This is a genomic window from Rothia sp. HMSC065G12 (genome assembly GCF_001811455.1).
GTDB classification, from domain to species: Bacteria; Actinomycetota; Actinomycetes; order Actinomycetales; family Micrococcaceae; genus Rothia; species Rothia dentocariosa.
The window spans coordinates 68,345-94,475 of the sequence record NZ_KV804814.1 but is presented as its reverse complement, the minus strand read 5'-3'; the positions used below and the strand labels follow the sequence as shown (position 1 = coordinate 94,475).

Sequence of the window (26,131 nt, the reverse complement as noted above, 5' to 3'; positions counted from 1 at the left end):
TACCATCAGGATGAGCTTTATCCCAGACCCCGAAACCGCGCCGGATCCCGTAACTCAGCTGAGCGCGGCCGAACGTGCCTTCTATGCACGTCAGCTGATTCTGCCCGAGATCGGCATGGCGGGGCAGCTGAAGCTGAAGGCGGCACGGGTTGCGGTGCTCGGCGCCGGCGGGCTTGGTGCCCCCGCCCTGCTCTATCTTGCGGGAGCCGGGGCGGGCGAGATTATCATCATCGACGATGACTCCATTGAGGTCTCAAACCTGCACCGGCAGGTCATTCACACTTATGCACGGTCGGGAAACTCGAAGGCAGAGTCGGCTGCCGAAACGATGCGCGCGCTTAACCCCTTCATCACGGTGACCGTTATCCGAGAACGCCTCACCGACAGTAACGCTTTGACGCTCCTCACTGGCACGGATGCGGTGCTTGATGGCAGCGATAATTTTGAGGCTCGCTATGCGGTTTCGGCTGCGGCACAACAGTTGGGTATACCGCATATTTGGGCGGCAATGCTGGGTTTCGACGCACAGCTCAGCGTATTCTGGGCAGGTCATGGGCCGGTCTATGAAGACCTCTACCCGCAGTCCCCCGCACCGGGAAGCGTTCCTTCGTGCAGTACCGCCGGGGTTATCGGGGCGCTCGCCGGGGTAGTGGGCTCAGCGATGGCAATGGAGACTATTAAGGTCATCACGGGTTCCGGAAAGCCGCTGCTAGGTGAGGTTGGGCTATACTCCGCGTTAACAGGAAAATGGGAATATATACCTCTCTTAGCTTCGATGCAAGCAAAACCTAAGAAATCGGTAGAAACTCACCCTCAAGAGAGTCAAGACACTAAAAATCACTTAATATTTCGTCATAATTCAGGAAAATTGACGGGTAACCATCACACGCAAAAGTTAGAAGACATAACCCCTGTTCAAGCCCGGCAGCTTTCGCAGCACGAAAAAATGACTCTTGTCGACGTTCGTGAAGCTATCGAGTTTTCTTCTTTTGCGATCGATGGGGCAATCAATCTGCCTCTGACAGAAATCTTGGAAGCCGCCCGCGAAGGCCATCTTGCCGCGAAAATCCGCGAAAAAATTGACCCCGCATCGAAATATCTTGTGGTCTACTGCACGGGATATACACGGGCGTTGGAAGCGGCGCGGGATATTGCTGCCGCTACAGATACTCCCGTGCGTGTTTTAGTAGGTGGAATTTCCGGTTGGCTTACGGTCTGAATAACCCTATGGGTTCCCTAAAATAGAGAATATTTTTATATCGTATTTGGCATACCAATTTTGCGATATATTGGCTGTATGGAACAAGCATCACAAACCAAAGGTCCGGATGGACCCCTTACCGATCAGCTGATCAAATTCGGTAAGTTCTTCTCTCGCTGGGACGAGACTGATGACGGTCGTGCGGTTTTCCGTGAAGGCGGTCGCAAAGGCGATACCTTCTACCGCGACCGCTGGAGCCATGATAAAGAAGTTCGCTCAACCCACGGTGTGAACTGTACTGGCTCTTGCTCATGGAAGGTGTATGTCAAAGACGGCATTATCACCTGGGAAGCACAGCAGACCGACTATCCCACAGTCGGTCCCGACCGCCCCGAATACGAACCGCGCGGATGCCCCCGTGGCGCTGCATTCTCGTGGTACACCTACTCGCCGACCCGCGTGAAATACCCTTATGTGCGCGGTCTGCTCCTCGAAATGTACCGCGAAGCAAAAGCCCTGCACAGCGACCCGGTTGAAGCATTCCACTCCATCGTCTCCGACCCCGTCAAACGCAACCGCTACATCAGCGCGCGCGGTAAAGGCGGATTGGTGCGCTCCACCTGGGCAGAAGCGCTCGAAATCGTAGCCGCCGCCCACGTGCACACCATTAAGTACTACGGACCCGACCGCTGCACCGGCTTCACCCCGATTCCCGCAATGTCGATGGTCTCCTTCAGTGCCGGTGTGCGCTTTATCCAGCTCATCGGCGGCGTGATGACCAGCTTCTACGACTGGTATGCCGACCTTCCCGTAGCATCGCCGCAGGTCTTCGGCGACCAGACCGACGTACCCGAATCCGGTGACTGGTGGGATGCTTCCTACCTCATCATGTGGGGGTCAAACATCCCCGTCACCCGTACCCCGGATGCCCACTGGGTTGCCGAGGTGCGCTACCGCGGTACCAAGGTTGTCTCAGTCAGCCCTGACTATGCCGACAACACCAAATTCGCCGACGAATGGTTGCCCGCACAGGCAGGTACCGATGCTGCGCTCGCAATGGCTATGGGTCACGTGATTCTCAAGGAAAATTACGTGGATCAGCGCGTGGAGTTCTTCGAAGACTTTGCCCTGACCTACACCGACCTGCCCTTCTTGGTTACCCTCGAAACTCGTGAAGACGGCACGAAGGTTCCCTCGAAGTTCCTGACCGCCGCATCCCTGGCGGGGGAGCAGCACCAGGAAAACGCCGATTTCAAGACCGCCATGATGGATCGCGAAACCGGCGAGGTCTTTGTTCCCAACGGTACGATGGGTCACCGCTACTCCGAATCCGATCAGGGTAAATGGAACCTTGAATTGGACGGGCGCAAACCCATTCTCTCGATTCGCGATCTGCCGCAGGGCGAGTCCGCCGCTGTCGAGATCAAGATGCCGACCTTCGATAACCCCAAGGGCCACGGCGACATCATGACCCGCGGCGTGCCCGTCACCTACGTTGAGGGTCAGGAAGTTACCACCGTCTTCGACTTGATGCTTGCTACCTACGGTATCGGTCGCCCCGGCTTGCCCGGCGACTGGGCCAAGGATTACGAAGACTGGTCGATTCAGAACACCCCGGCATGGCAGGAGCAGATTACTTCAGTTCCGCCGGAGGCCGTTATTCGCGTGGCGCGCGAATTTGCGCAGAACGCTATTGACTCTCACGGTCGTTCTATGATTATCTTCGGTGCCGGTATTTGCCAGTGGTACCACGCGGATACAACCTACCGCGCTATCTTGGCTCTGCTGAACCTGACCGGCTGCCAGGGCCGCAACGGCGGCGGCTGGGCTCACTACGTGGGTCAGGAGAAGGCACGTCCGCTCACCGGTTTGACCAATATGGCAAACGCTTTGGACTGGAGCCGCCCGCCGCGTCATATGATCGGCACCGGTTTCTGGTACATGCATACCGACCAGTTCCGCCAGGACGGTTACTCCACCGATTACCTGCAGTCCCCGCTGGGCACCGGCGAGCTCAAGGGAGTACACACTGCGGATGTTGTCGCGCGCTCCACCCGTATGGGCTGGATGCCGTTCTACCCGCAGTTCCCCGAGAACTCGCTCGACCTCGCCGATAAGGCAGAGGCGGCAGTAGCGCGCGGAGAAGCCAAGGATAATGCCGATTATGTGGCACAGCGCCTGAACTCCGGCGACCTTGAATTCTCTGTTGAAGACGTCGATAATCCCGTGAACTGGCCGCGTACCCTGATGCTGTGGCGCTCAAACCTCTTCGGTTCCTCCGCTAAGGGTGAGAGCTACTTCCTCAAGCACCTTGTCGGCAGCATGGACAACGTGCAGGGCGCCGATCATGAGGAATCCATTCCGCGTGAGGTCACCTGGTACCAGGAAGCACCGCAAGGCAAGCTCGATCTGCTGGTCACCTCGGACTTCCGCATGACCACCACGACCCTGCTTTCGGATGTTGTGCTCCCCACCGCTACCTGGTACGAGAAGCACGATATTTCCTCGACCGATATGCACCCCTTCCTGCACGCGTTCTCGCCTGCTATCGACCCGCCGTGGGAAGCACGAACCGATCACGATACCTTCAAGGCTCTCTCATACGAGTTCACACGCCAGGCCAAGAAACACCTGGGCACCCGCAAGGATATTGTTTCGGTTCCGCTCCTGCACGATACCCCCGGTCAGATCAAGCAACCCGGCGGTCATGCACCCGACTGGAAGAGCACTCCCGGCATGTTAGGTGTTCCCGGTAAGAACATGCCGAACTTCATGACTGTCGAACGCGACTACAGCGCGATGTACGATATGTACACCTCTGTAGGCCCGCTTTTCGACAAGGTTGGTGCCACCACCAAATACGTGACGTACGATCTGAAGGACGAAGTCGCTCAGATGGCGAAGGAATTTGGTGTAATGGACTCCGGTAAGGGCGCGGGTCGTCCTGCACTGGATACCGACACCAAGCTCGCCGAGTCGATTTTGCGCATCTCTGGTACTTCCAACGGTGAGGTGGCCCTTAAGGGCTTCAAGGAACTTGAGAAGCAGACCGGTCTGCACCTGATGGATCTTGCCGAGGGTAACGAGGAACGTAAGATTACCTTCCCCATGACCCAGGCAGCCCCACAGTCCGTGATGACCTCTCCCGAGTGGTCCGGTTCGGAAACCGGCGGCCGCCGTTATGCGCCGTTCACCGTGAACATTGAAAAGAAGAAGCCGTTCCATACCCTAACCGGTCGTATGCACTTCTTCTTGGATCACGACTGGATGCACGAAATGGGCGAGGCGCTGCCGATTTACCGTCCCCCGCTGGATATGACCGGGCTCTTCAAAGAACCCGAAATCGGTACTACCGACGGCGTTTCGGTTGCAGTGCGTTACCTAACCCCGCACAACAAGTGGGCTATTCACTCCCAGTACTTCGACAACCAGCATATGCTGACCCTCTTCCGCGGTGGTCAGACTGCCTGGATGAGCCCCCAGGATGCCGAGAAGATCGGCGTCAAGGACGGCGAATGGATCGAATGTGTGAACACCAATGGTGTGTTCGTGGGTCGTGCGGTTGTCTCGCACCGTATGCCTGAGGGCGTGTGCTACGTGCACCACGCTCAGGAGCGTATGATGACGCCGAAGACCGAAACCACCGGCAAACGCGGCGGTATTCACAACTCGATGACCCGCATCCTACTCAAGCCGACCCACATGATTGGCGGCTACGCACACCTGGCATTCGCTTTCAACTATCTCGGACCGACCGGCAACCAACGTGACATTGTCTCGTATATTCGCCGTCGCAAGTCGCAGGAGGTTACATTCTAATGCGTGTTATGGCACAAGTTGCAATGGTGATGGCGCTTGATAAGTGCATTGGCTGCCACACCTGCTCCGTGACCTGTAAACAGGCATGGACAAACCGTTCCGGTACCGAGTATGTGTGGTTCAACAACGTTGAGACCCGCCCCGGTCAGGGCTACCCGCGCCGCTACGAGGACCAAGAAAAGTGGAAGGGCGGCTGGGTGCTGAACAAGCGTGGTCGTCTGGAGCTCAAGAGCGGTAACCGCTTCCAGAAGCTCTTCTCCATTTTCGCCTCGCCGATTCAGCCCGAGCTCAGCGACTACTATGAGCCCTGGACTTACGACTACCAGAATCTCACCACCGCACCTCTAGGCGATGACTTCCCCGTGGCTAAGCCGGTATCGATGATTACCGGTCAGGACGCCAAGATTCAATGGGGCCTGAACTGGGACGATAACCTGGGCGGCGCCCCCGAGCACGGTCACCTTGACCCGCTTGTGGAGAAGGTGCGCAAGAAGGCTGAGGACAAGATTAAATTCGAGTTCGAGCAGACCTTCATGTTCTACCTGCCGCGTATTTGTGAGCACTGCCTGAACCCGTCCTGTATGGCGGCATGCCCCTCCGGCGCTATCTACAAGCGAGCCGAGGACGGCATCGTGCTGGTCGATCAGGATCGCTGCCGTGGCTGGCGTCAGTGCATTACCGGCTGCCCCTACAAGAAGGTGTACTTCAACCACAAGACGGGTAAGGCAGAGAAATGTACGTTCTGCTACCCCCGTATCGAGGCCGGTATTCCGACCGTATGTGCCGAGACCTGCGTGGGTCGTATGCGCTATATCGGTATCTTCCTCTACGATGCAGACCGCGTGACTGAGGCAGCATCCGTTGCCGATGAGAAGGATCTGTACGAGTCGCAGCTTTCGCTTATGCTCGATCCTTCGGATCCCGAGATTATTCGTTTGGCACGCGAGAACGATATTCCCGAGGCGTGGATTACCGCAGCCCAGAAGTCGCCCGTGTACAAGCTGGCGAAGGAATGGAAGGTTGCGCTTCCGCTGCACCCCGAATACCGCACCATGCCGATGGTCTGGTACGTTCCGCCGCTGTCGCCGATTGTGGATCTGCTCAAGGACCAGGGACACGATGCTGAGAACAGTCAGAACCTGTTCGGCGCGATCGAGGCGCTGCGCATCCCCGTTGAATACCTTGCTGAGCTGTTTACCGCTGGCGATACCGAGGTCGTGACCTTCGTGCTCAAGCGCCTAGCCGCAATGCGCGCCTACATGCGTGACATTAATTTGGGCGGCGAAGGCAATGAAGAGATCGCAAACTCGGTGGGTATGACCGGTGCACAGATGTACGAAATGTACCGTCTGATGGCGATTGCTAAGTACAACGAGCGTTATGTGATTCCTCCGGCTCATATGGAGGATGCGCATAACCTCGAAGAGATGGGATGCTCGCTGAGCGTTGATGGTGGTCCCGGCATGTACGGTGACGCATTCAATGACATGGAAGGTCGCCCGACCCCCGTTTCGACTGGCGTATATGAGAGCTCTAACAAGGTGAGCCTCTTTAGCTGGGATGGGAACTCGCGTCCGGATGGTCTGTTCCCGAATACCACCGGAAAGAAGTAAGTAGTGGCTGGATTCTTTTCCAAGCTTATGGGCAAAGCCGATTCCGGGAATACCCCGGAATCGGCGCAAGCCGCGCACGATAACATTGATCCGTTTGATCGTGACTATGGTGCAGGTGAAGACCGAGACTCGGTGATTTACCAGGTCAGCGGCATGCTGTTGAGCTATCCGACGGAAGAAACTCTTGATCTTCTGCCGGAGTTTACGCGCTTGGCGCAGGCAACTGAGAATCCCGATTTCGTGCAGGCCGTGCAAACCGTTGCGGATTGGCTTACGGCTCGCGAGCTTGAAGAAGTTCAGAGTGACTACGTGCAGGAATACGACCTCTCCCGCAGGCACGCTCTGCACCTTTCTTACTGGACGGATGGCGATACTCGCCGTCGCGGCGAAACCCTTCTTCGATTTAAGAAAATGTATCGCGATTCGGGGATGCTCACCCGCCTTAACGGGGAACTTCCCGACTATTTACCTCTCGTCTTGGAGTTTGCGGCGCTGGTGGATCGTCGCCAGGGTCGCGCAGCGCTTCAAGCATACCGTCCCTCATTAGAGCTGCTTCGTTTAGCGCTTCGGGACGGAGACCTCCCACACTACGGGTTATTACAGAGTATCTGCAATACCCTCCCCGGTGTCTCTCCCGAGACTCAGGAACAGGTGCAGCAGATGGCGGGTTATGGCCCGCCCGTTGAGACCGTTGGTCTGAGCGGGTATGCCGATCCGCGGCTGACCCAAGTTAACCCTAATAATATTTAGACCCCTCAAATTAGGAGTACATCGTGTACGCACTCGCATCCGAGCACGCAGCACATGCGGTGCCTGTCGGCGAGCCGGGGATTGTAGACACCCTCCTGTGGGGCGTGCTTCCCTATGTCACTATTCTTGTTCTGATCGGCGGCACCATTTGGCGTTACCGTACCGATCAGTTTAGTTGGACCACTCGATCATCACAGATTTATGAATCCAAGATGCTGCGTCTGGGATCGCCTCTATTCCACTATGGTCTAGCCGCCGTGTTTATGGGACACGTGGGCGGTCTAGTGGTGCCTAAGATGCTCACAGACCTCGTGGTGGACGACCACACTTATCACATTGTCGCTTTGGTGGGCGGTTCCGCAGCCGCTGCAGCAACTATTCTTGGTTTGTTCCTGCTTCTGTGGCGTCGTCGTCGTAATGCACAGGTTTTCTCTGCAACGACGATGAACGATAAGTTTATGTACTTTGTGCTGGTCGCCGTCATTCTGGCGGGTACCGCCGCAACTTTGATTTCCGCTTTTGACCCCTCGGGCGGTCTGCCCCCGGTTAACGGGCATGAGGTGGAGTTCAACTACCGCACCTCCATTGCGGTGTGGTTCCGTTCTATCTTCTACTTCCACCCAGAGGTAGCGTTGATGGTGAATGTGCCTGTCGCCTTCAAGATTCACATCATTGTGGCTATGGTGCTGTTCATTATCTGGCCTTTCACTCGTTTGGTGCATGCACTGACCGTGCCGCTGCACTACCTGTTCCGTCCCTACACCATCTACCGTTCTCGCGGCAATGAGCGCGTGGGCGCACGTCGTGGTTGGGACAACCCGCAAGAGGCGCTCCCACGTGAGCGCGTCAATCGCTAACAATATACACACAACACATAACACAAAGAGGAATAATGAGTGCTCCCACTGCTGAGAGTTACGACCTAAAAAAGGGGCAGCTTTTTAACCTGCTGCTGGTTACCTTCGCCTCAACCGTTGGGTTCTGGGCGTGGACGATTGTCGGTCCGCTTGCGAAGTACTACGCCAAGCCGGATCAGATGCATTTGAACCCGGGAACTACGAGTTTGCTGGTTGCTATGCCTATCTTTATTGGTGCGATTGGGCGTATTCCGGTTGGTGGTCTAACCGATAAGTACGGTGGGCGCATCATGATGAGTCTGGTACTTGCCGTCAGCACTCCGCTGGTGCTCTTGGTCGGTGTTGCCGGCTCGATGAAGTCGTTCCCCCTGATATTGGTCTTCTCGTTCCTGCTGGGTATCGCCGGTACCGTGTTCGCGGTGGGTATTCCGTTCAGCTCCGCTTGGTACCCGCCCGCTCGTAAGGGCTTTGCAACCGGTGTTTTCGGCGCTGGTATGGTCGGTACCGCTCTGTCAGCGTTCTTTACTCCGCGCCTGATGAACCTCGTGGGTTATATGAATACCCACTACATCATTGCGGCTCTGTGCGCGGTAACCGCCATTATCTCATTCTTGTTCCTGCGTGATTCACCGGCTACCGCTAACCGCGAGGTTACCCCGCTGATGCCGAAGATCATTCGGGCGTTCAAGGTGAAGTCAACCTGGCAGCTGTGCTTCCTGTACTCGGTAGTATTCGGTGGCTTTGTGGCGTTCTCGAACTACCTGCCGACCTACCTGAACAATATCTACAGTTTCAACTCTGAAGATGCTGGTGCTCGTGCCGCAGGCTTCGCGGCGGCTGCCGTGATCGCTCGTCCCTTCGGCGGTATCTTGGCTGATAAGTTTGGTCCGAAGATTATTACCTTCATTGCGTTGGGCGGTGTGTCGGTTTTGGCTCTGGTTACCGCATTTCAGCCGGATGCTGAGCATGTCTACGGTCCCATCTTCTTGGCGATGGCAGCTCTGCTGGGCTTGGGTTCCGGCTCGGTCTTCGGTTGGGTTGGCCGCGCGGCTGACCCGAAGAACGTGGGTGCGGTCTCCGGCGTGATCGCTGCTGCCGGCGCTCTTGGCGGCTTCTTCCCGCCGCTGGTGATGGGTGCAACCTACGATGCCGCACATCGTAACTACTTTATCGGTCTAACTCTGTTGGCTGTAACTGCAGCTGTGGCCTTTGCATCGGCATTCTTGGTCAAGCATGGCGGTAAGCCGGAACATCATAAGGCTGATGCCGTAGCGAAGTAGTAGCTGAGTTTTTCACTCAATTGTTTGTTTCCATGGCTCTGGCCGTTCCCTGCTCTGAGGGAGCGGCCAGAGCTTTTTACGTGAGTTTCGTACCCTAAAACCAATATGGGGTGGCGGTCACAAATTCGGAACAGATGGCTCTGAACGTAAATACCTCTAATTTATTGATTACAATGCAGGTTTTGGCCGACGCTGCCGGTGGTCTAGGCGGGTTCTTCCCGCCGCTGGTGATGGGTGCAGCCTACGACGCTGCCGCAAACAGCTACTTTTAACGGATAGATGCTCTTATCTGTAACGGCTGCCGCCAGAGGGGGGGGATGACGCTCCTGTATGTGGCGGTAAGAAATCGCTCGCCGTGCCGTAACAGGTGGTCGCATGTATGCCGATAAACCCTTATAACATACGTGTCACAGGGCATATGTAGCTAGAAGTTTGAGCCCACAATATGGGAAAATTAGTACTGTATATACACAACAGTACTGTTGTGAACCGCTAACGGTTTGCGCCGAATAGGAGAAGATATTATGTCTTTCATCGATCGTCATCTCGGCCCCCGTTCCGCAGACGCTGAGCAGATGCTCAAAGCCCTGGGATATGATTCCCTGGGAGCTCTGATGGACGACGCTGTCCCGCCTCAGATTCGCCTTCACGGCGAGCTTGATCTTCCCGATCCGTTGACAGAGCAGGATGCACTCGCCAAGATCGCCGAGTATGCCGCCGAGAACAAAGTTTATACGCAGATGATTGGCGAAGGCTATTACGATGCCGTAACCCCCGCCGTTCTGCGCCGCAACATTCTTGAAAACCCCGGATTTTACACCTCGTACACCCCCTACCAGGCTGAAATTTCGCAGGGTCGTCTGGAGGCTCTGCTGAATTTCCAGAACGTGGTTATGGAACTCACCGGCCTGGATATTGCGAATGCTTCCCTACTCGATGAGGCAAGCGCGGTTGCGGAGGCGGTTGTGATGATGCACCGCGCCAACCGTAAGGTTAAGAACGGTTTCTTCGCGATTGATTCTCGGTGCCTACCGCAGGTTCTTGCCGTGGTACGCGGTCGTGCCGAACTTCTTGACATTCCGTTCGTGGTCACCGATTTCTCGGAGGGGCTGCCCGAGGGCGATCTGTACGGTGTGGTGCTTGCATACCCCGCATCCGACGGGGAAATTCGTGACATTGAACCGCTGGTGAAAGCGGCCAAGGAACGTAACGCCCTAGTGACCGTGGACGCCGATTTGTTGGCGCTCACCCTGCTGAAGTCTCCGGGGGAACTCGGTGCCGATATTGCAGTGGGCAATACCCAGCGTTTCGGTTTGCCCTTCTTCTTTGGTGGTCCGCATGCCGCCTACATGGCCGTGCATAAGGGTATGGAACGCACTATGCCAGGCCGTCTGGTCGGTGTGTCGCAGGATTCCGCCGGTAAGCCTTCGTACCGTTTGTCTCTGCAAACCCGCGAACAGCACATTCGTCGCGAGAAAGCTACCAGTAACATCTGTACCGCCCAGGCTTTGCTGGCGATTGTTGCCGGTGCTTACGCTGTGTATCACGGTCCCGAGGGGCTGCGCGCTATTGCCGAACGTCTGCATACTAACGCGGCTCGTGTAGCGACAGCCCTGGAAAGCGTCGGATACGGTATTGCCTTTGAGCATTTCTTTGACACCGTGGTGATTGATGCACCGGCTCGCGCAGATGAGCTCGTTGCCAAGGCGCTTGAGGCTGGTATTAACATTCGCCGTATCAACGAGAACCGCGTGGGTATTTCGGTCGGTGAATCTCATAATGACCGGGTTTTGGAGCGTCTGGTAAAGGCATTTGGCGCAGAACTTCCCTCCGAGGCAGATGCCAAGTTCAGCATTCCCGCAAATCTGCTCCGTACCGATGAATACATGCAGCACCCCGTCTTCCATAAGTACCGTTCCGAGACCGAGATGATGCGTTACCTGCGCCACCTCTCTGATAAGGATTTGGCTCTGGACCGCACGATGATTCCTCTGGGCTCGTGCACTATGAAGCTCAATGCCGCGGCGGAAATGGAGCCGATTTCCTGGCCCGAATTTGCGAATATTCACCCGCTCGCACCCGCCGATCAGGCTCAGGGCTGGCATAAGCTCATCAAGGAACTTTCCGACTGGCTGGTTGCTATCACCGGATACGATGTCGTGTCTTTGCAGCCGAACTCCGGTGCAACCGGTGAGTACGGTGGTCTGCGTGCTATTCGTGCCTACCACGAGGCTAACGGTGATCACGAGCGTGATACCGTGCTTATTCCGCTTTCGGCGCACGGCACGAATGCCGCATCCGCAGCGCTTGCTGGGCTCAAGGTTGCGGGTGTGGCGACCGCATCCGACGGTTCGATTGATGTTGATGATCTGAAGACGAAGATCGAGAAGTACGGCGATAAGATCGCTGGCATCATGATTACTTATCCCTCGACGCACGGCGTGTTTGAGCCTCAGGTATCTGAGGTTTGCGAGCTTGTGCATGCCGCGGGCGGTCAGGTTTACCTGGATGGTGCAAACCTGAACGCGCAGATGGGCTTCGCACAGCCGGGTAAGTTCGGCGGCGATATTTCCCATCTGAACCTGCACAAGACCTTCTCCATCCCACACGGCGGTGGCGGTCCCGGTGTTGGGCCTCTCGCTGCTCGTGAGCATCTGGCGAAGTACCTTCCCGGCGATGCCGCGACTGCGGATGCCGAAGGCAAGCTGCCTAGCGGCGCGGCACTTCCGATTGCGCAGGCGTTCTTTGGCTCTGCTGGTGTGCTTCCCATCAGCTGGATGTACATTGCTATGAGCGGTGCTGAGGGCTTGAAAAAGTCCTCGGAATACGCGGTGCTGAACGCAAACTATGTGGCGAAAAAGCTCAACGATAAGTTCCCTGTGCTCTACACCGGCAACGCAAACCTGGTGGGTCACGAGTGCATCCTAGATATTCGTGAGCTTACCGACCGCTCCCATGTGACCGCCGAAGACGTGTGTAAGCGTCTGATGGACTTCGGTTTCCATGCGCCTACTCTGGCATTCCCAGTTCCGGGAACTTTGATGATGGAGCCGACCGAATCGGAGTCGAAGGAAGAACTCGATCGCTTTATTGAGGCGATGGAGACTATCTACGGCGAAATTCTTGAGGTTGCCGAAGGCAAGGTCGCAGTGGAAGATTCCGTGCTGCGCAACGCTCCGCATACGGTGGATGTTGTTTCTGCCGACGAGTGGGATCGCCCGTACAGCCGTACCCAGGCTGCCTTCCCGGTTCCTTCGCTTCGCGCCAACAAGTACTTTACGCCTGTGGGTCGTATTGACGGTGCGGGCGGAGATCGTCACTTCGTTTGCGAATGCCCTCCGATGGAGGCATTCGATCTTGAAGCTCACGCCGAGTAGCTTCGATGATTCGATGAACTTCTGTGTGTCCCGCGTTTTTCGCCTGTTTGTTAGGAGGCGGGGGAGCGGGGCGCCCGGAAGGCTTACCGTACACACATAAAATAGAATGAATGTTCTTAAAAACAAGAATAATCGTTCTGGTATAAACCGTTCTGGCACAAAGCAGTGTATATGACTATGTACTAAGGAGAAACATGTCACCCAAGAAGACCGCACTCTACCCCGTCCACGAAAAGCTAGGCGCCGCATTTACCGACTTCGGCGGCTGGGATATGCCGCTCAAATACGCCAACGATGTTGCCGAGCATCAGGCTGTGCGCACCCGCGCCGGTATTTTCGACCTCTCCCACATGGGCGAGTTCCGCATCACCGGGCCCGATGCCGCTGCATTCCTCGACTACGCTCTGGTCTCCAACATGTCCGTACTCAAGCCTGGTCGCGCCAAGTACTCGATTCTCGCCAACGACAAGGGCGGCGTGATTGACGACCTTATCACCTACCGCTTGGGCGACGAAGAATTCTTGGTTGTGCCCAATGCCGCCAATATTGATAACGATTTTGCGGCCATGAGCGAGCGTCTGGGTAATTTTGATGTGAAGTTCGTCAACGAATCTGACGACACCTCCCTGATTGCTGTGCAAGGACCGCGTGCCGAAGAAATTCTGCTTGCGGCTGGTGCCTCCGATGAGGATGCGGTACGCGAGCTCAAATACTACGCCTCCGTTCCGGTCACCATTGCCGGGGTAGATGTACTTCTGGCACGTACCGGCTACACCGGCGAGGACGGTTTCGAGCTCTTTGTACCGAACGCCAACGCTGTGAAACTGTGGGATGCGCTCGCCGCCGCTGGTGAGCCCTTTGGCTTGACCCCGGCAGGTTTGGCGGCACGCGATTCGCTGCGTTTGGAAGCTGGTATGCCGCTGTACGGTCATGAGCTGGGCCTGGATATTACCCCATTCGAGTCCGGCTTGGGTCGCCTAGTTGAGATCGCTTTGGAGAAGAAGACCGCCGATTTCGTGGGCCGCACCGCCCTGACCGAACTGGCGAAGTCCCCGTCGGAGCGTATCCTGGTTGGGCTGAAAGCTCAGGCAAAGCGCCCGGCACGTGCGGGTTCGTTCCTCGTCGATGCCGAGGGTAATCAAATCGGTGAGGTAACCTCCGGTATTCCTTCCCCGACCCTGGGTTACCCGATAGCAATGGCACTGGTGAAGCGCGAATTCTCTGAGGTCGGTTCCGAGGTGGATGTGGATATTCGCGGTAAGCGTGCAACTTTTGACGTGGTCTCGCTTCCGTTCTACAAGCGCGAGAAGTAAATACTGCTTCATCTCAGGTAACCCGAGCAAGAGGCATAGGGCGGGTGAATGTGCTGAGGTATATTTACTCGCCCTTCAGCATGCCTGTGTCGGTATATCGACTCGAAGTTTATCGCACAGGCAAGCCCGGGCGCGCACGCAAACATAATCTCGCCTTAGTTTATCCATGACTTGAAGTAAGCTAGGATAAACTCAGCAGGTTGCAAGATGCTCGGTGAGCATAAACCTCAGGGAAAACCAGCAGACAATGAAGGCTGCATACCGTCTTCGGGCGGTTACACCGTGAGAATATAAACGGACGAACCGCCGCATATAAAACCTGGCGGGCAAGCGCATACTCACACAGATGAAGGAATAATGTGGCACTAGATACTGGCGTTCCAAGTAGTGTGCAAAAACAAGCTGAAGCGCTCGAATACGATATCAGCGTGTTCGAGCTTTTTAGCATCGGCATAGGTCCTTCCAGCTCCCACACCGTAGGGCCGATGCGCGCCTCCAATCGTTTTATCGCCGAACTTATTGACACCAACCTGCTCTCACGCATCACGAAAGTGCATATTGACCTGTATGGATCACTCGCCGCAACCGGGGCAGGGCACGGCACCATGAGCGCGGCGCTCAAAGGGTTGTGCGGGCATGTGCCCGAAACTATCTGCCTCACCGAGGCAGACGCCATGATCGAGCGTAATAGCGTGGACGGCACTCTGCCGCTCGCCGGGTATCCTTCCAGTATGTACGGTGCGACGGCTCCCTGTGGCGAGGAGGGCAAAGTTTACGGACCGGTTCTGAACTACCGAGAACTCGATATAACCCTGCGCCCCTTGACCGTGCTTCCGCGCCACACAAACGGTATTAAGATCTCCGCATTCGAGGGCGAGAAGATGCTTTTGGAGCGCACCTATTTTTCCATCGGTGGTGGATTTATTGTCGAAGGTGACGAGCCCGCAACCGGGGGAGCATCCCTGGAACACCCACCCTACCCGTTCGGTTCCGGCGCCGAGCTCCTAGATATGGCGAACGAGGCCGGGATGAGTATTGCCCAACTCAAAATGACGAACGAATGTTCGCTTCGCAGCGAGGCCGAGGTACGTCAAGGAATTCTGCACATCTACAAGGTTATGAAGGAATGCATCGGGTCTTCACTATCGCGTGTCGGTTACCTGCCTGGACCCCTCAAGGTACGCTGCCGCGCCGGGGCATGGCACCGCGACCTGATAACCGAAGACCCCAATAAATCGCCCGAATACGCCATCGACTGGGTGAACCTAATCGCGCTCGCCGTGAACGAAGAGAATGCGTTTGGCGGCCGCGTGGTGACGGCGCCGACGAATGGTGCATCCGGCATTATTCCGGCGGTTTTGCACTATGCGATGAACTATACGCCCGGAATACGGCATTGCGGTCGGGGCAAGCGTGAGGATGCGGTGATCGACTTTTTCTTGGCCGCCGCCGCAATCGGGGTGCTGTATAAGAAGCGTGCCTCGATTTCCGGTGCCGAGGTGGGATGCCAGGGAGAGGTCGGCAGCGCCAGCTCGATGGCCGCCGCCGGTCTTGCTCAGGTTTTGGGCGGTACGAACGAGCAGATTGAAAACGCCGCAGAGATTGCGATGGAGCATAACCTGGGGCTGACCTGTGACCCTGTGGGCGGGCTGGTGCAGATTCCGTGCATTGAACGCAACGCGATGGCCGCGTCGAACGCGGTCACGGCGGCACGCATGGCACTGCGCGGTGATGGTGTGCATCGTGTTTCCCTAGACCAAGTGATCGAAACGATGCGCCAAACCGGCATGGATATGTCACACCATTACAAGGAAACCTCAATGGGTGGCCTGGCGGTTAACGTGGTGGAGTGTTAGCTCCAAAACGGTGGGGGAGCGCTCGCCCGGAAGCCGCAGGGGCATTCAGGGCGAGCGTTTTCTTTATCTTTTATCGTGCAATCGGCTAGAACACCGGTCGAGTGGTTACCGGTACGGCGAAAGACTGGCGGTCTCCCACCCAACCGTTTGTTGGTACCATGCTCTCCAGGGCGGCTAAATCTTCTGCCTCTAGGTGGTAGCGCATAGCCGCAGCATTTTCTTGTGCCCTCTGCGCCTTGCGTGTTCCGGGGATAGGAACAACATCGTCGCCCTGCGCAAGAAGCCACGCCAGAGCCAGCTGGGCCACGGTCATGGAGCGGGACTGCGCGAACGAGGCGAGGGCATCAACTTGGCGCATATTAGCAGTGAGACTGGAACCGTTAAACCGTGGGTCATTCGCCCGGAAGGGGCTTTCGGCAACGCTGGTGGTGTTGAGACTTCCGCCAAGCAAGCCGCGGCCTAGAGGGCTATAGGGGACTAGGCCCACACCCAGCTGGCGTGCCGCTGGCACAATATTTACTTCAGGTTCACGCCACATGAGCGACCATTCGAATTGCACGGCGGCAATCGGATGGATAGCGTGGGCACGGCGCAACTGGTCAGCTGTCACCTCAGACACTCCAAGATGGCGTACTTTCCCTTGGGACAATAACAATGTGCTGATTGTGGTGGAAGCCGAGACCGAGTGGGATGTTGAGCACGGTATGATGATGGTGCTCCAAAACGGCACGAAACTGGTGAAAGTGGGTATGGCGGTTGAGTCTTACACCAACCCTGACGGCAGTATTTTCTTGCGCGAAGAATAGGTTTAGCAGGGGAGAGTAAGAGGGCGCTCATACGCGATTTCAAAAGCCTAGGAAATATACCGCGGAAGCTTCTGGAAGGGCTATAAAAAGCTCACTTGAATCCGGCGCTTGCATCTGCTGTACGGGTGTGGTAGACAAACGCGCGAGCATAGTGTATTGTTAATATTTACGCTTTCCCTGACCTTTGTGCCTTCATATAGCGGTGGGCACGGGCTGAAGGTGACGTTAAACCGTTCGACATCTACTAGCTTTGCACACCGTTTTCGGGGTCTTCATCATGATGTCTTACGGCTCTGTCGCCGGGAGGCAGATTGCTAACAGACATGTCTGTGGAAGGATCCCCATTTTGGTCGCTTCGAGCACCTCTAACCATGACGCCGCTAACGGTGCGGAAAACAATTCCGACCGTCGTATCTCATTCGCAAAAATTAGTGAACCGCTCAAGGTTCCCAACCTGCTGGCTATCCAGACCGACAGCTTCGACCGCCTCGTGGGTAACGAGCGCTGGGCAAAGCGTCTGGAAAATGCTCAGGCAACAGGTGACACCTCTATACCTGAGAAATCCGGTCTTGCTGAGATCTTCGAGGAGATTTCCCCGATTCGTGATTTCCAGGAAACCATGCAGCTGTCCTTCTCGGATCCGGAATTTTCCGATCCCAAGTACACCATGGAAGAGTGCAAGGATCGTGACGCAACCTATGCGGCACCCCTGTACGTTAAAGCTGAATTCATGAACCTGACCACCGGTGAGGTTAAGCAGCAGACCCTCTTCATGGGCGACTTCCCGCTCATGACCGAATCCGGTACCTTCGTGATTAACGGTACCGAGCGTGTGGTCGTTTCCCAGCTGGTGCGTTCACCCGGTGCATACTTCGAGAAGGCACCCGACCGCACCTCCGATAAGGACATCTACTCAGCACGCGTTATTCCTTCGCGCGGTGCATGGTTTGAGCTTGAAATAGACAAGCGCGATCAGGTGGGTGTGCGCCTGGACCGCAAGCGTAAGCAGTCTGTGACCGTGCTGTTGAAGGCTCTGGGATGGACCGAGGCAAAGATCCTTGCCGAGTTCGGGAACTATGATTCTATTCGTGCAACCCTAGAGAAGGACTCCGTCTCAACCCGGGACGAGGCTCTGCTCGATATCTACCGTAAGCTCCGCCCGGGCGAGCCCCCGACGGTAGAGGCCGCACAGGCGTTGCTCGACAACATGTACTTCACCCCGCGCCGCTATGATCTGGCGAAGGTTGGCCGTTACAAGGTGAACCGTAAGCTCGGTGTAGATGTTCCTCTTGATTCCCCCGAGGCATCGGTACTCAGCCAGGACGACATCGCTCAGATGATTCACTACCTGTGCGCCCTGCACGCTCAGGAGAGCAGCATCCCCGGTAAGCGTGACGGCAAGGAAATTTCCGTTAAGATCGATATCGATGATATTGACCACTTCGGTAACCGCCGCATCCGCACTGTGGGCGAGTTGATTGAGAACCAGATTCGCACCGGTCTTTCCCGCATGGAGCGTGTGGTGCGTGAGCGTATGACCACTCAGGACGTTGATTCCATCACCCCGCAGTCCTTGGTGAACATCCGTCCCGTGGTTGCAGCGATTAAAGAGTTCTTCGGTACTTCGCAGCTTTCGCAGTTCATGGATCAGAACAACCCGCTGGCTGGGCTAACCCACAAGCGTCGTCTTTCGGCGCTGGGCCCCGGCGGTCTTTCCCGCGACCGCGCGGGCATGGAAGTGCGCGACGTGCACCCCTCGCACTACGGTCGTATGTGCCCCATCGAAACCCCTGAAGGTCCGAACATTGGTCTGATCGGTTCGTTGGCAACCTACGGGCGTATCAACTCTTACGGCTTTATCGAGACTCCCTACCGCGTGGTTGAAGATGGTAAGGTCACCGACAAGGTGCGTTACCTGACTGCCGACGACGAGAAGAGCGTTATTATTGCGCAGGCAAACGCCCCGCTGACTAACGAGCGTACCTTTGCTGAGGACGAGGTTCTCTGCCGTGCAGGCGATGGTTCTGGTGAGGCCGTGCTGGTTGCTCCTGGCGCTGTGCAGTACATGGACGTTTCCCCGCGTCAGATGGTGTCTGTGGCAACCGCTCTAATTCCCTACCTTGAGCACGATGACGCAAACCGTGCGTTGATGGGCGCTAACATGCAGCGCCAGGCTGTGCCGCTGTTGGAGTCTGAGGCTCCTGTCGTTGGTACCGGTATGGAGAAGTACGCTGCGCTTGACTCCGGCGATTCCGTGCTGGCGAAGAAGGCTGGCGTGGTATCCGAGGTATCGGCCGATCTGGTGTTGGTCCGCAACGATGACGGCACCACCAGCTCGTACCCGATCATGAAGTTCTCCCGTTCGAACCCGGGCAACTGCTACAACCAGCGTGTTGTGGTGAAGGTCGGTCAGCGTGTGGAGGAGCGTGACGTTATCGCGGACGGCCCTTCGACCGACGGCGGCGAGCTCGCACTGGGTAAGAACCTGCTCGTGGCATACATGCCCTGGGAAGGTCTGAACTATGAGGATGCGATTATCCTCTCCCAGCGCATGGTTTCCGAGGACGTGCTGACCTCGATTCATATCGAAGAGCACGAAATCGACGCTCGTGACACCAAGCTGGGTCCCGAAGAAATTACCCGCGATATTCCCAACGTTTCTGAGGAAGTTCTCTCTGCACTGGATGACCGCGGTATTATCCACATTGGTGCCGAGGTTGAGGCTGGCGACATCCTGGTCGGTAAGGTAACCCCCAAGGGCGAGACCGAGCTGACCCCTGAAGAGCGCCTGCTGCGCGCAATCTTCGGCGAGAAGTCCCGCGAAGTTCGTGATACTTCTCTGAAGGTTCCCCACGGTGAATCCGGTACCGTGATCGGCGTTCGCATCTTCGACCGCGAAAGCGACGATGAAGACGATCTGCCCCCGGGCGTTAACAAGCTTGTGCGCGTGTACGTTGCGCAGAAGCGTAAGATTACCGACGGCGACAAGCTCGCAGGTCGCCACGGTAACAAGGGCGTTATTTCCAAAATCCTGCCGGTCGAAGACATGCCCTTCTTGGAAGACGGTACTCCCGTTGATGTCATTCTGAACCCGTTGGGCGTGCCCGGTCGTATGAACATCGGCCAGGTGCTTGAGGTTCACACCGGCTGGCTCGCTAAGCAGGGTTGGAAGATTGAGGGTGACCCGGCGTGGCTGAAGAATATGCCGAACTTCCCGAAGGAATCCGGACCCACCCGCCTGGCAACCCCTGTGTTCGACGGCGCTCATGAGGACGAGCTCTTCGACTTGATGGATCACGCGAACCCGAACCGTGACGGCGATCGTCTGATTACTCGCTCCGGCAAGGCACGTCTGATTGACGGTCGTTCGGGTGAGCCGTTCCCTGACCCGATTTCGGTGGGCTACCAGTACATCCTGAAGCTGCACCACCTGGTGGACGACAAGATTCACGCTCGCTCCACCGGTCCTTACTCGATGATTACCCAGCAGCCGTTGGGCGGTAAGGCACAATTCGGCGGTCAGCGCTTCGGTGAGATGGAAGTGTGGGCGCTGGAAGCATACGGCGCCGCCTACACCCTGCAGGAAATCTTGACCGTCAAGTCTGACGATGTGGCCGGTCGTGTGAAGGTTTACGAGGCGATCGTCAAGGGCGAGAATATCCCCGAGCCGGGCATCCCTGAATCCTTCAAGGTTCTTATTAAAGAAATGCAGTCACTGTGCCTGAACGTCGAGGTACTTTCTACCGACGGGAAGACCATTGAAATGAGCGACTCGGAGGAAGAAGGCTTCCGGGCAGCAGAAGATATGGGCGTGAGCCTAACCCACGAGGAGCCCAGCTCTGTGGACGAGCTCTAATCACAGCCCCTCCTTCGCGGGCAGGGCGTAGTCACGCACGATTTTCGCCCCGCCCATCAACCCCAAGTCTTCGAAACTACAGAAAGAGATTAGGACCGATATGTCCAACGAATCTTCGCTTGGTTTGATGCGAATTGGTCTTGCCACCGCCGACGATATCCGTCGTTGGTCTTATGGCGAGGTCAAGAAACCCGAGACCATCAACTACCGTACCCTGAAGCCGGAGAAGGAAGGCCTCTTCGACGAGCGCATCTTTGGTCCCACCAAGGACTGGGAGTGCTACTGCGGTAAATACAAGCGCGTGCGCTTCAAGGGTATTGTGTGTGAGCGCTGCGGCGTTGAAGTGACCCGCTCTAAAGTGCGCCGTGAGCGCATGGGCCATATTGAACTGGCTGCACCCGTCACCCACATCTGGTACTTCAAGGGCGTTCCTTCACGCCTGGGCTACCTGCTTGATTTGGCACCGAAAGACCTGGAAAAGGTCATCTACTTCGCCGCCTACATGATCACGAGCGTGGATGAGGAAGCTCGTCACGAGGATCTGCCGAACCTGCAGGCGGCACACGACCGTGAAAAGCGTGAGCTGGAGTCTCAGCGTGACGCCGATATTGCCGCTATTTCCCGCGAAGTTGAGCAGGAATTGGCCCGTATTGAAGCCGAGGGCGGCAAGAAGACAGCCGAAAAGCGTAAGCTACGCGATAATGCAGAGCGTCAGATGGCTTCTGTTCGTAAGCGCGCCGACCGTGAAATTGAGCACCTGGAGAAGGTTTGGGATCGCTTTAAGAACCTGAAGGTTGCTGACCTTGAGGGTGATGAGGCGCTCTACCGCTCCATGATCGATAAGTACGGCCTGTACTTTGAGGGTGCAATGGGTGCTGAGGCTATCAAGAAGCGCCTGGAAACCTTCGATCTAGAGGCCGAAGCTGAGGCCCTGAAAGAGGTCATTCAGACCGGTAAGGGTCAGAAGAAGACCCGCGCGCTCAAGCGTCTGAAGGTTGTAAACGCCTTCCTGACCACTAATAACTCCCCGCTGGGTATGGTGCTGGATGTTGTTCCGGTTATTCCGCCGGAGCTGCGCCCGATGGTTCAGCTCGATGGCGGTCGCTTTGCGACTTCCGATCTGAACGACCTGTACCGTCGTGTGATCAACCGTAACAACCGCCTCAAGCGTCTGCTGGAGCTTGGCGCTCCCGAGATCATTGTGAATAACGAAAAGCGTATGCTGCAGGAAGCTGTGGATTCGCTCTTCGATAACGGTCGTCGTGGTCGCCCCGTGACCGGTCCCGGTAACCGCCCGCTGAAGTCGCTCTCCGATATGCTCAAGGGTAAGCAGGGTCGTTTCCGCCAGAACCTGCTCGGTAAGCGCGTGGACTACTCCGGCCGTTCCGTGATCGTGGTTGGTCCGCAGCTGGAAATGCATCAGTGCGGTCTGCCGAAGCAGATGGCGCTGGAGCTGTTCAAGCCCTTCGTCATGAAGCGCCTGGTGGAGCTTTCGCACGCGCAGAACATTAAGAGTGCTAAGCGTATGGTTGAGCGTTTCCGCCCGCAGGTGTGGGATGTTCTCGAAGAGATCATTACCGAGCATCCTGTGCTGCTGAACCGTGCACCTACCCTGCACCGTCTGGGTATTCAGGCGTTCGAGCCGAAGCTGGTTGAGGGTAAGGCTATTCAGCTGCATCCGCTCGTGTGTTCTGCGTTCAACGCTGACTTCGACGGCGACCAGATGGCGGTTCACCTGCCGCTCTCGCCCGAGGCTCAGGCTGAGGCACGCATCTTGATGCTCTCCTCGAACAACATCTTGAAGCCTTCGGACGGTCGTCCGGTAGCTGTGCCTTCGCAGGATATGATCATTGGCTTGTACCACTTGACCACCACACGCGAAGGTGAGAAGAACGAGGGTCACGCATTCTCGTCGATCGCTGAAGCTCTGATGGCGATGGATCGTCACGATATTGAGCTGTACACCAAGATTAAGGTGCGTCTCTCTGGTGATGAGTTTGTAGCGCCCGAGGGTTGGGAAGCCCCTGAGGTTTACACGCCTGGCGATCCGATTCTGCTGGAGTGCACTGTCGGTCAGATTCTGTTCAACCAGACTTTGCCGAAGGATTACCCGTGGTTCTCTGGCGTCGCAGATAAGAAGGGGCTGGGCAAGCTCATTAACGATCTTGCTGAGAAGTACCCGATGGATATCGTGGCGCGTACCCTGGATAACCTCAAGAACGCTGGCTTCTACTGGGCTTCGCGTTCGGGCGTGACCGTCGCCGTTTCTGATATCGCGACCCCGGCGACTAAGCCCGCGATTATGGAACGCTACGAAAAGCAGGCCTCCGCGATTGAGGATGAGTTTGATGTCGGTATGATTGGCGACGACGAGCGCCGTGAGGAACTCATCAAGATTTGGACCGAAGCTACCGATACGGTCGCTGAGGCTATGCGCGAGAATCTGAGCGACAACGGTGGTCTGAATACCATCTACCGCATGGTTACCTCTGGTGCACGTGGTAACTGGATGCAGGTTCGTCAGATTGCGGGTATCCGCGGTCTGGTGTCTAACCCGAAGGGCGAGATTATGCCCCGCCCGATTAAGTCCTCCTACCGTGAAGGGCTGTCGGTGTTGGAGTACTTCATCGCAACTCACGGTGCTCGTAAGGGTCTTGCCGATACCGCGCTGCGTACCGCTAACTCGGGTTACCTGACCCGCCGTCTGGTGGACGTTTCGCAGGATGTGATCGTGCGTGAACACGACTGCGGTACTCGCCGTGGTTTGGTACTTCCGCTGATCGATGCCGACGGCAACCTCCACCCGGATGTTGAGACTTCTATCCACGGTCGTACCTTGGCAATTGATGTCAAGGATTCTGACGGTAACGTCATCGCATCCGCTGGTGAAGATGTTTCGGATGTGCTGATCGAGAAGCTGTTCAAGGCTGGCGTGAAGGAACTGCGTGTTCGTTCTGTGCTGACCTGCGAGTCCAGCATCGGCGTATGCGCCCTGTGCTACGGACGCTCGATGGCATCGAACGTTCTGGTTGATATTGGCGAGGCTGTGGGCATTATCGCGGCTCAGTCCATTGGTGAGCCCGGTACTCAGCTGACTATGCGTACCTTCCACACCGGTGGTGTTGCATCGGCTGACGATATTACCCAGGGTCTGCCCCGTATTCAGGAGCTCTTCGAGGCTCGCACCCCTAAGGGCGTGGCACCGATTTCTGAGGTTTCCGGCCGTGTGACCATTGAGGACACCGAAAAGTCGTACAAGATCGTCGTTACCCCGGATGATGGTTCCGAACCGCAGTCTTACACGGTTCTTCGCCGTGCGGCTTCGAAGCTGCAGACCGGCGACCACGTTCAGGTGGGCGATCAGCTGGCTGCTGGTGCGGTTGATCCGAAGGAGGTTCTGCGTATTCGCGGTCCTCGTGAGGCGCAGAAGCACCTGGTGAGCGAGGTTCAGGGCGTGTACAAGTCTCAGGGTGTAGAGATCCACGATAAGCACGTTGAGGTTATTGTGCGTCAGATGCTCCGCCGTGTGACCGTCATTGAGTCTGGTGATACCGAGCTGCTGCCCGGTGAACTCGTGGACAACATTGTGTTCCAGAAGGCTAACCGTAAGGCGCTCGTTGAGGGCAAGAAGCCTGCCGCTGGCCGTCCTGAGATGATGGGTATTACCAAGGCGTCGCTGGCCACCGAGTCCTGGCTGTCTGCCGCATCCTTCCAGGAGACCACTCGCGTTCTCACCCAGGCTGCTATGGAGGCTAAGACCGATCCGCTGCTTGGTCTGAAGGAGAACGTCATCATCGGTAAGCTGGTTCCCGCCGGTACCGGTTTGGCTCGCTACAACGATATTGAGGTTGAGCCCAGCCAGAAGGCGCGTGAGGAGCAGATGCAGGCGTTCGATGGCTTCGGCTACCAGAGCGCGTTTACCCAGCTGGGTGAAGATCCGTACCCCTACGCCAACAGCGGCTACATGGCTGTTCCCTTGGATGAGTACGGTCGCGGTCTTGAGTAAGAATCACATGTGGGGTTCGTAAAGACTCGATCATGAATCGGGCCTAGTAGCCTAGATGATGGAGGCGGTTTCGGGAAGTTCCCGAGACCGCCTCCTGACGTTAGCTAGGGGAGAGGAGCATCCTATCCCAGTATTAAGTGATGAATACCATAATATATTTACTATGCTGGGCGGTGTTCTCTCCGAGTTCAGCTAGATTAACAGGATTTTAACCTGTATAGTCTTTATCCGAAGTACCTAGCCTCGGCGTGGAATTCACCACCGTGATTCCTTGTGATAGTTAATCGTGAGGTCTTGGGTCAACGAATCAATGGCAGTATGGATACCGTCCTTTGGTGTTGCCTGTGTGCTGACACCTAAATGCCATTTTTAAGTGTGCCCAAAAACTTTTTCATCAGAAATAAGTTTAAACTCGCTGAGAGCAAGAACCCGTATGCCTAGATGGGCTGAGGGCTTCTGTAACCGAGAGCATTTCGTGGTAACACAAAATGCCAGTAAGTTCCCAAGGACTTGAAGACAGATAAGTCCACATAGTAACGGAGAAAACGTGCCTACTATTCAGCAGCTGGTCCGTAAGGGCCGGACTCCCAAGGTCGTTAAGACCAAGGCGCCCGCACTGAAGGGCAATCCTATGAAGCGTGGCGTGTGCACCCGTGTGTACACCACCACCCCGAAGAAGCCGAACTCGGCACTGCGTAAAGTCGCTCGTGTCAAGCTTAACGGTGGTATCGAGGTTACCGCATACATTCCCGGTGAGGGTCACAACCTGCAGGAGCACTCGATTGTGCTCGTTCGCGGTGGCCGTGTGAAAGACCTCCCTGGTGTTCGTTACAAGATCGTTCGTGGTGCTCTGGATACCCAGGGTGTTAAGGGTCGCGGCCAGGCTCGCTCCCGCTACGGCGCTAAAAAGGAGAAGAAGTAATGCCTCGTAAGGGTCCCGCTCCCAAGCGTCCCCTCGTAAACGATCCTGTTTACGGTTCTGCGCTGGTTACCCAGCTCATTAACAAGGTTCTGTTGGACGGCAAGAAGTCCGTGGCAGAGCGCATCGTATACGGTGCTCTTGAGGGTGTTGAGAAGAAGACCGGCTCTGATCCGGTCGTCACCCTGAAGAAGGCTATGGACAATATCAAGCCCTCGCTTGAGGTTCGTTCCCGCCGTGTTGGTGGTGCAACCTACCAGGTGCCGGTCGAGGTCCGCCCCGGCCGTTCCACCGCTCTGGCTCTTCGCTGGTTGGTTGGCTTCTCGAAGCAGCGCCGCGAAAAGACTATGACTGAGCGTCTGATGAACGAGATCCTGGATGCCTCCAACGGTCTCGGCGCCGCTGTCAAGCGCCGCGAGGACACTCACAAGATGGCCGAGTCCAACAAGGCCTTCGCACACTACCGTTGGTAATTCTC

At 56.4% G+C, this 26,131-nt stretch carries 16 protein-coding genes; 15 read left to right on the top strand and 1 reads right to left on the bottom strand.

Features of this window, described 5'->3' with window-relative positions:
• Window positions 1-10: 10 nt before the first annotated feature.
• The 10 genes from HMPREF2804_RS04690 (at window position 11) to HMPREF2804_RS04650 (ending at window position 16,066) form a co-directional block, all read left to right on the top strand.
• Window positions 11-1,219, top strand: a complete 1,209-nt coding sequence (locus HMPREF2804_RS04690; RefSeq protein WP_070627492.1) for a ThiF family adenylyltransferase — start codon at window positions 11-13, stop codon at window positions 1,217-1,219.
• A gap of 78 nt (window positions 1,220-1,297) precedes the next feature.
• On the top strand, window positions 1,298-5,020 hold the full coding sequence (locus HMPREF2804_RS04685) for a nitrate reductase subunit alpha (RefSeq protein ID WP_004005308.1): 3,723 nt from the start codon (window positions 1,298-1,300) through the stop codon (window positions 5,018-5,020).
• On the top strand, window positions 5,020-6,633 hold the full coding sequence (narH, locus tag HMPREF2804_RS04680; RefSeq protein ID WP_048751150.1) for a nitrate reductase subunit beta: 1,614 nt from the start codon (window positions 5,020-5,022) through the stop codon (window positions 6,631-6,633). Before HMPREF2804_RS04685 ends, narH begins: the two co-directional genes overlap by 1 nt.
• A gap of 3 nt (window positions 6,634-6,636) precedes the next feature.
• Complete coding sequence (gene narJ, locus HMPREF2804_RS04675) at window positions 6,637-7,383, top strand: nitrate reductase molybdenum cofactor assembly chaperone (protein WP_041321532.1); 747 nt, start codon at window positions 6,637-6,639, stop codon at window positions 7,381-7,383.
• 23 nt (window positions 7,384-7,406) lie between these two features.
• Window positions 7,407-8,240, top strand: coding sequence for a respiratory nitrate reductase subunit gamma (narI, locus tag HMPREF2804_RS04670; RefSeq protein ID WP_013397629.1), 834 nt, complete (start codon window positions 7,407-7,409; stop codon window positions 8,238-8,240).
• A 35-nt stretch (window positions 8,241-8,275) separates the two neighbouring features.
• Window positions 8,276-9,520: an MFS transporter gene (locus tag HMPREF2804_RS04665; protein WP_070627490.1), complete on the top strand. Its 1,245-nt coding sequence runs from the start codon at window positions 8,276-8,278 to the stop codon at window positions 9,518-9,520.
• Between the two features lie 134 nt (window positions 9,521-9,654).
• A complete protein-coding gene (locus HMPREF2804_RS11090; RefSeq protein WP_168162142.1) occupies window positions 9,655-9,792 on the top strand; it encodes a hypothetical protein in 138 nt (45 codons plus the stop codon).
• A gap of 252 nt (window positions 9,793-10,044) precedes the next feature.
• Window positions 10,045-12,897, top strand: coding sequence for an aminomethyl-transferring glycine dehydrogenase (gcvP, locus tag HMPREF2804_RS04660; protein WP_070627488.1), 2,853 nt, complete (start codon window positions 10,045-10,047; stop codon window positions 12,895-12,897).
• Between the two features lie 194 nt (window positions 12,898-13,091).
• Window positions 13,092-14,210 (top strand): glycine cleavage system aminomethyltransferase GcvT, encoded by a 1,119-nt coding sequence (gene gcvT / locus HMPREF2804_RS04655; RefSeq protein ID WP_070627486.1) that lies wholly within the window; start codon window positions 13,092-13,094, stop codon window positions 14,208-14,210.
• A 359-nt stretch (window positions 14,211-14,569) separates the two neighbouring features.
• A complete protein-coding gene (locus HMPREF2804_RS04650; protein WP_070627485.1) occupies window positions 14,570-16,066 on the top strand; it encodes an L-serine ammonia-lyase in 1,497 nt (498 codons plus the stop codon).
• 85 nt (window positions 16,067-16,151) lie between these two features.
• Here HMPREF2804_RS04650 and HMPREF2804_RS04645 read toward each other — a convergent pair whose 3' ends face one another.
• Window positions 16,152-16,676: an aldo/keto reductase gene (locus tag HMPREF2804_RS04645; RefSeq protein WP_246824147.1), complete on the bottom strand. Its 525-nt coding sequence runs from the start codon at window positions 16,674-16,676 to the stop codon at window positions 16,152-16,154.
• A 46-nt stretch (window positions 16,677-16,722) separates the two neighbouring features.
• Here HMPREF2804_RS04645 and HMPREF2804_RS11085 point away from each other — a divergent pair, with 46 nt between their 5' ends.
• From HMPREF2804_RS11085 to rpsG, 5 genes are all read left to right on the top strand, one after another.
• Window positions 16,723-16,872 (top strand): DUF6985 domain-containing protein, encoded by a 150-nt coding sequence (locus HMPREF2804_RS11085; RefSeq protein ID WP_168164906.1) that lies wholly within the window; start codon window positions 16,723-16,725, stop codon window positions 16,870-16,872.
• A gap of 346 nt (window positions 16,873-17,218) precedes the next feature.
• Window positions 17,219-20,728, top strand: a complete 3,510-nt coding sequence (gene rpoB, locus HMPREF2804_RS04640; protein ID WP_070627483.1) for a DNA-directed RNA polymerase subunit beta — start codon at window positions 17,219-17,221, stop codon at window positions 20,726-20,728.
• A 100-nt stretch (window positions 20,729-20,828) separates the two neighbouring features.
• Window positions 20,829-24,734, top strand: coding sequence for a DNA-directed RNA polymerase subunit beta' (locus HMPREF2804_RS04635; RefSeq protein ID WP_070449040.1), 3,906 nt, complete (start codon window positions 20,829-20,831; stop codon window positions 24,732-24,734).
• 547 nt (window positions 24,735-25,281) lie between these two features.
• The gene (gene rpsL / locus HMPREF2804_RS04630) at window positions 25,282-25,656 is read left to right on the top strand and encodes a 30S ribosomal protein S12 (RefSeq protein ID WP_004005292.1); all 375 of its coding nucleotides are present in this window, start codon (window positions 25,282-25,284) and stop codon (window positions 25,654-25,656) included.
• Window positions 25,656-26,126 carry a 30S ribosomal protein S7 gene (gene rpsG / locus HMPREF2804_RS04625; RefSeq protein WP_004005291.1) on the top strand — a complete coding sequence of 157 codons (471 nt, stop codon included), beginning with the start codon at window positions 25,656-25,658 and terminating at the stop codon, window positions 26,124-26,126. The genes rpsL and rpsG overlap by 1 nt, the downstream gene beginning before the upstream one ends.
• The last annotated feature ends 5 nt before the right edge of the window (window positions 26,127-26,131 follow it).

Coding starts and splice junctions, on each gene's coding strand:
- HMPREF2804_RS04635 (WP_070449040.1), top strand. CDS start 20,829: ATGTCCAACGAATCTTCGCTTGGTTTGATGCGAATTGGTCTTGCCACC.
- HMPREF2804_RS04685 (WP_004005308.1), top strand. CDS start 1,298: ATGGAACAAGCATCACAAACCAAAGGTCCGGATGGACCCCTTACCGAT.
- gcvP (WP_070627488.1), top strand. CDS start 10,045: ATGTCTTTCATCGATCGTCATCTCGGCCCCCGTTCCGCAGACGCTGAG.
- HMPREF2804_RS04665 (WP_070627490.1), top strand. CDS start 8,276: ATGAGTGCTCCCACTGCTGAGAGTTACGACCTAAAAAAGGGGCAGCTT.
- narH (WP_048751150.1), top strand. CDS start 5,020: ATGCGTGTTATGGCACAAGTTGCAATGGTGATGGCGCTTGATAAGTGC.
- gcvT (WP_070627486.1), top strand. CDS start 13,092: ATGTCACCCAAGAAGACCGCACTCTACCCCGTCCACGAAAAGCTAGGC.
- HMPREF2804_RS11090 (WP_168162142.1), top strand. CDS start 9,655: ATGGCTCTGAACGTAAATACCTCTAATTTATTGATTACAATGCAGGTT.
- HMPREF2804_RS04690 (WP_070627492.1), top strand. CDS start 11: ATGAGCTTTATCCCAGACCCCGAAACCGCGCCGGATCCCGTAACTCAG.
- rpsG (WP_004005291.1), top strand. CDS start 25,656: ATGCCTCGTAAGGGTCCCGCTCCCAAGCGTCCCCTCGTAAACGATCCT.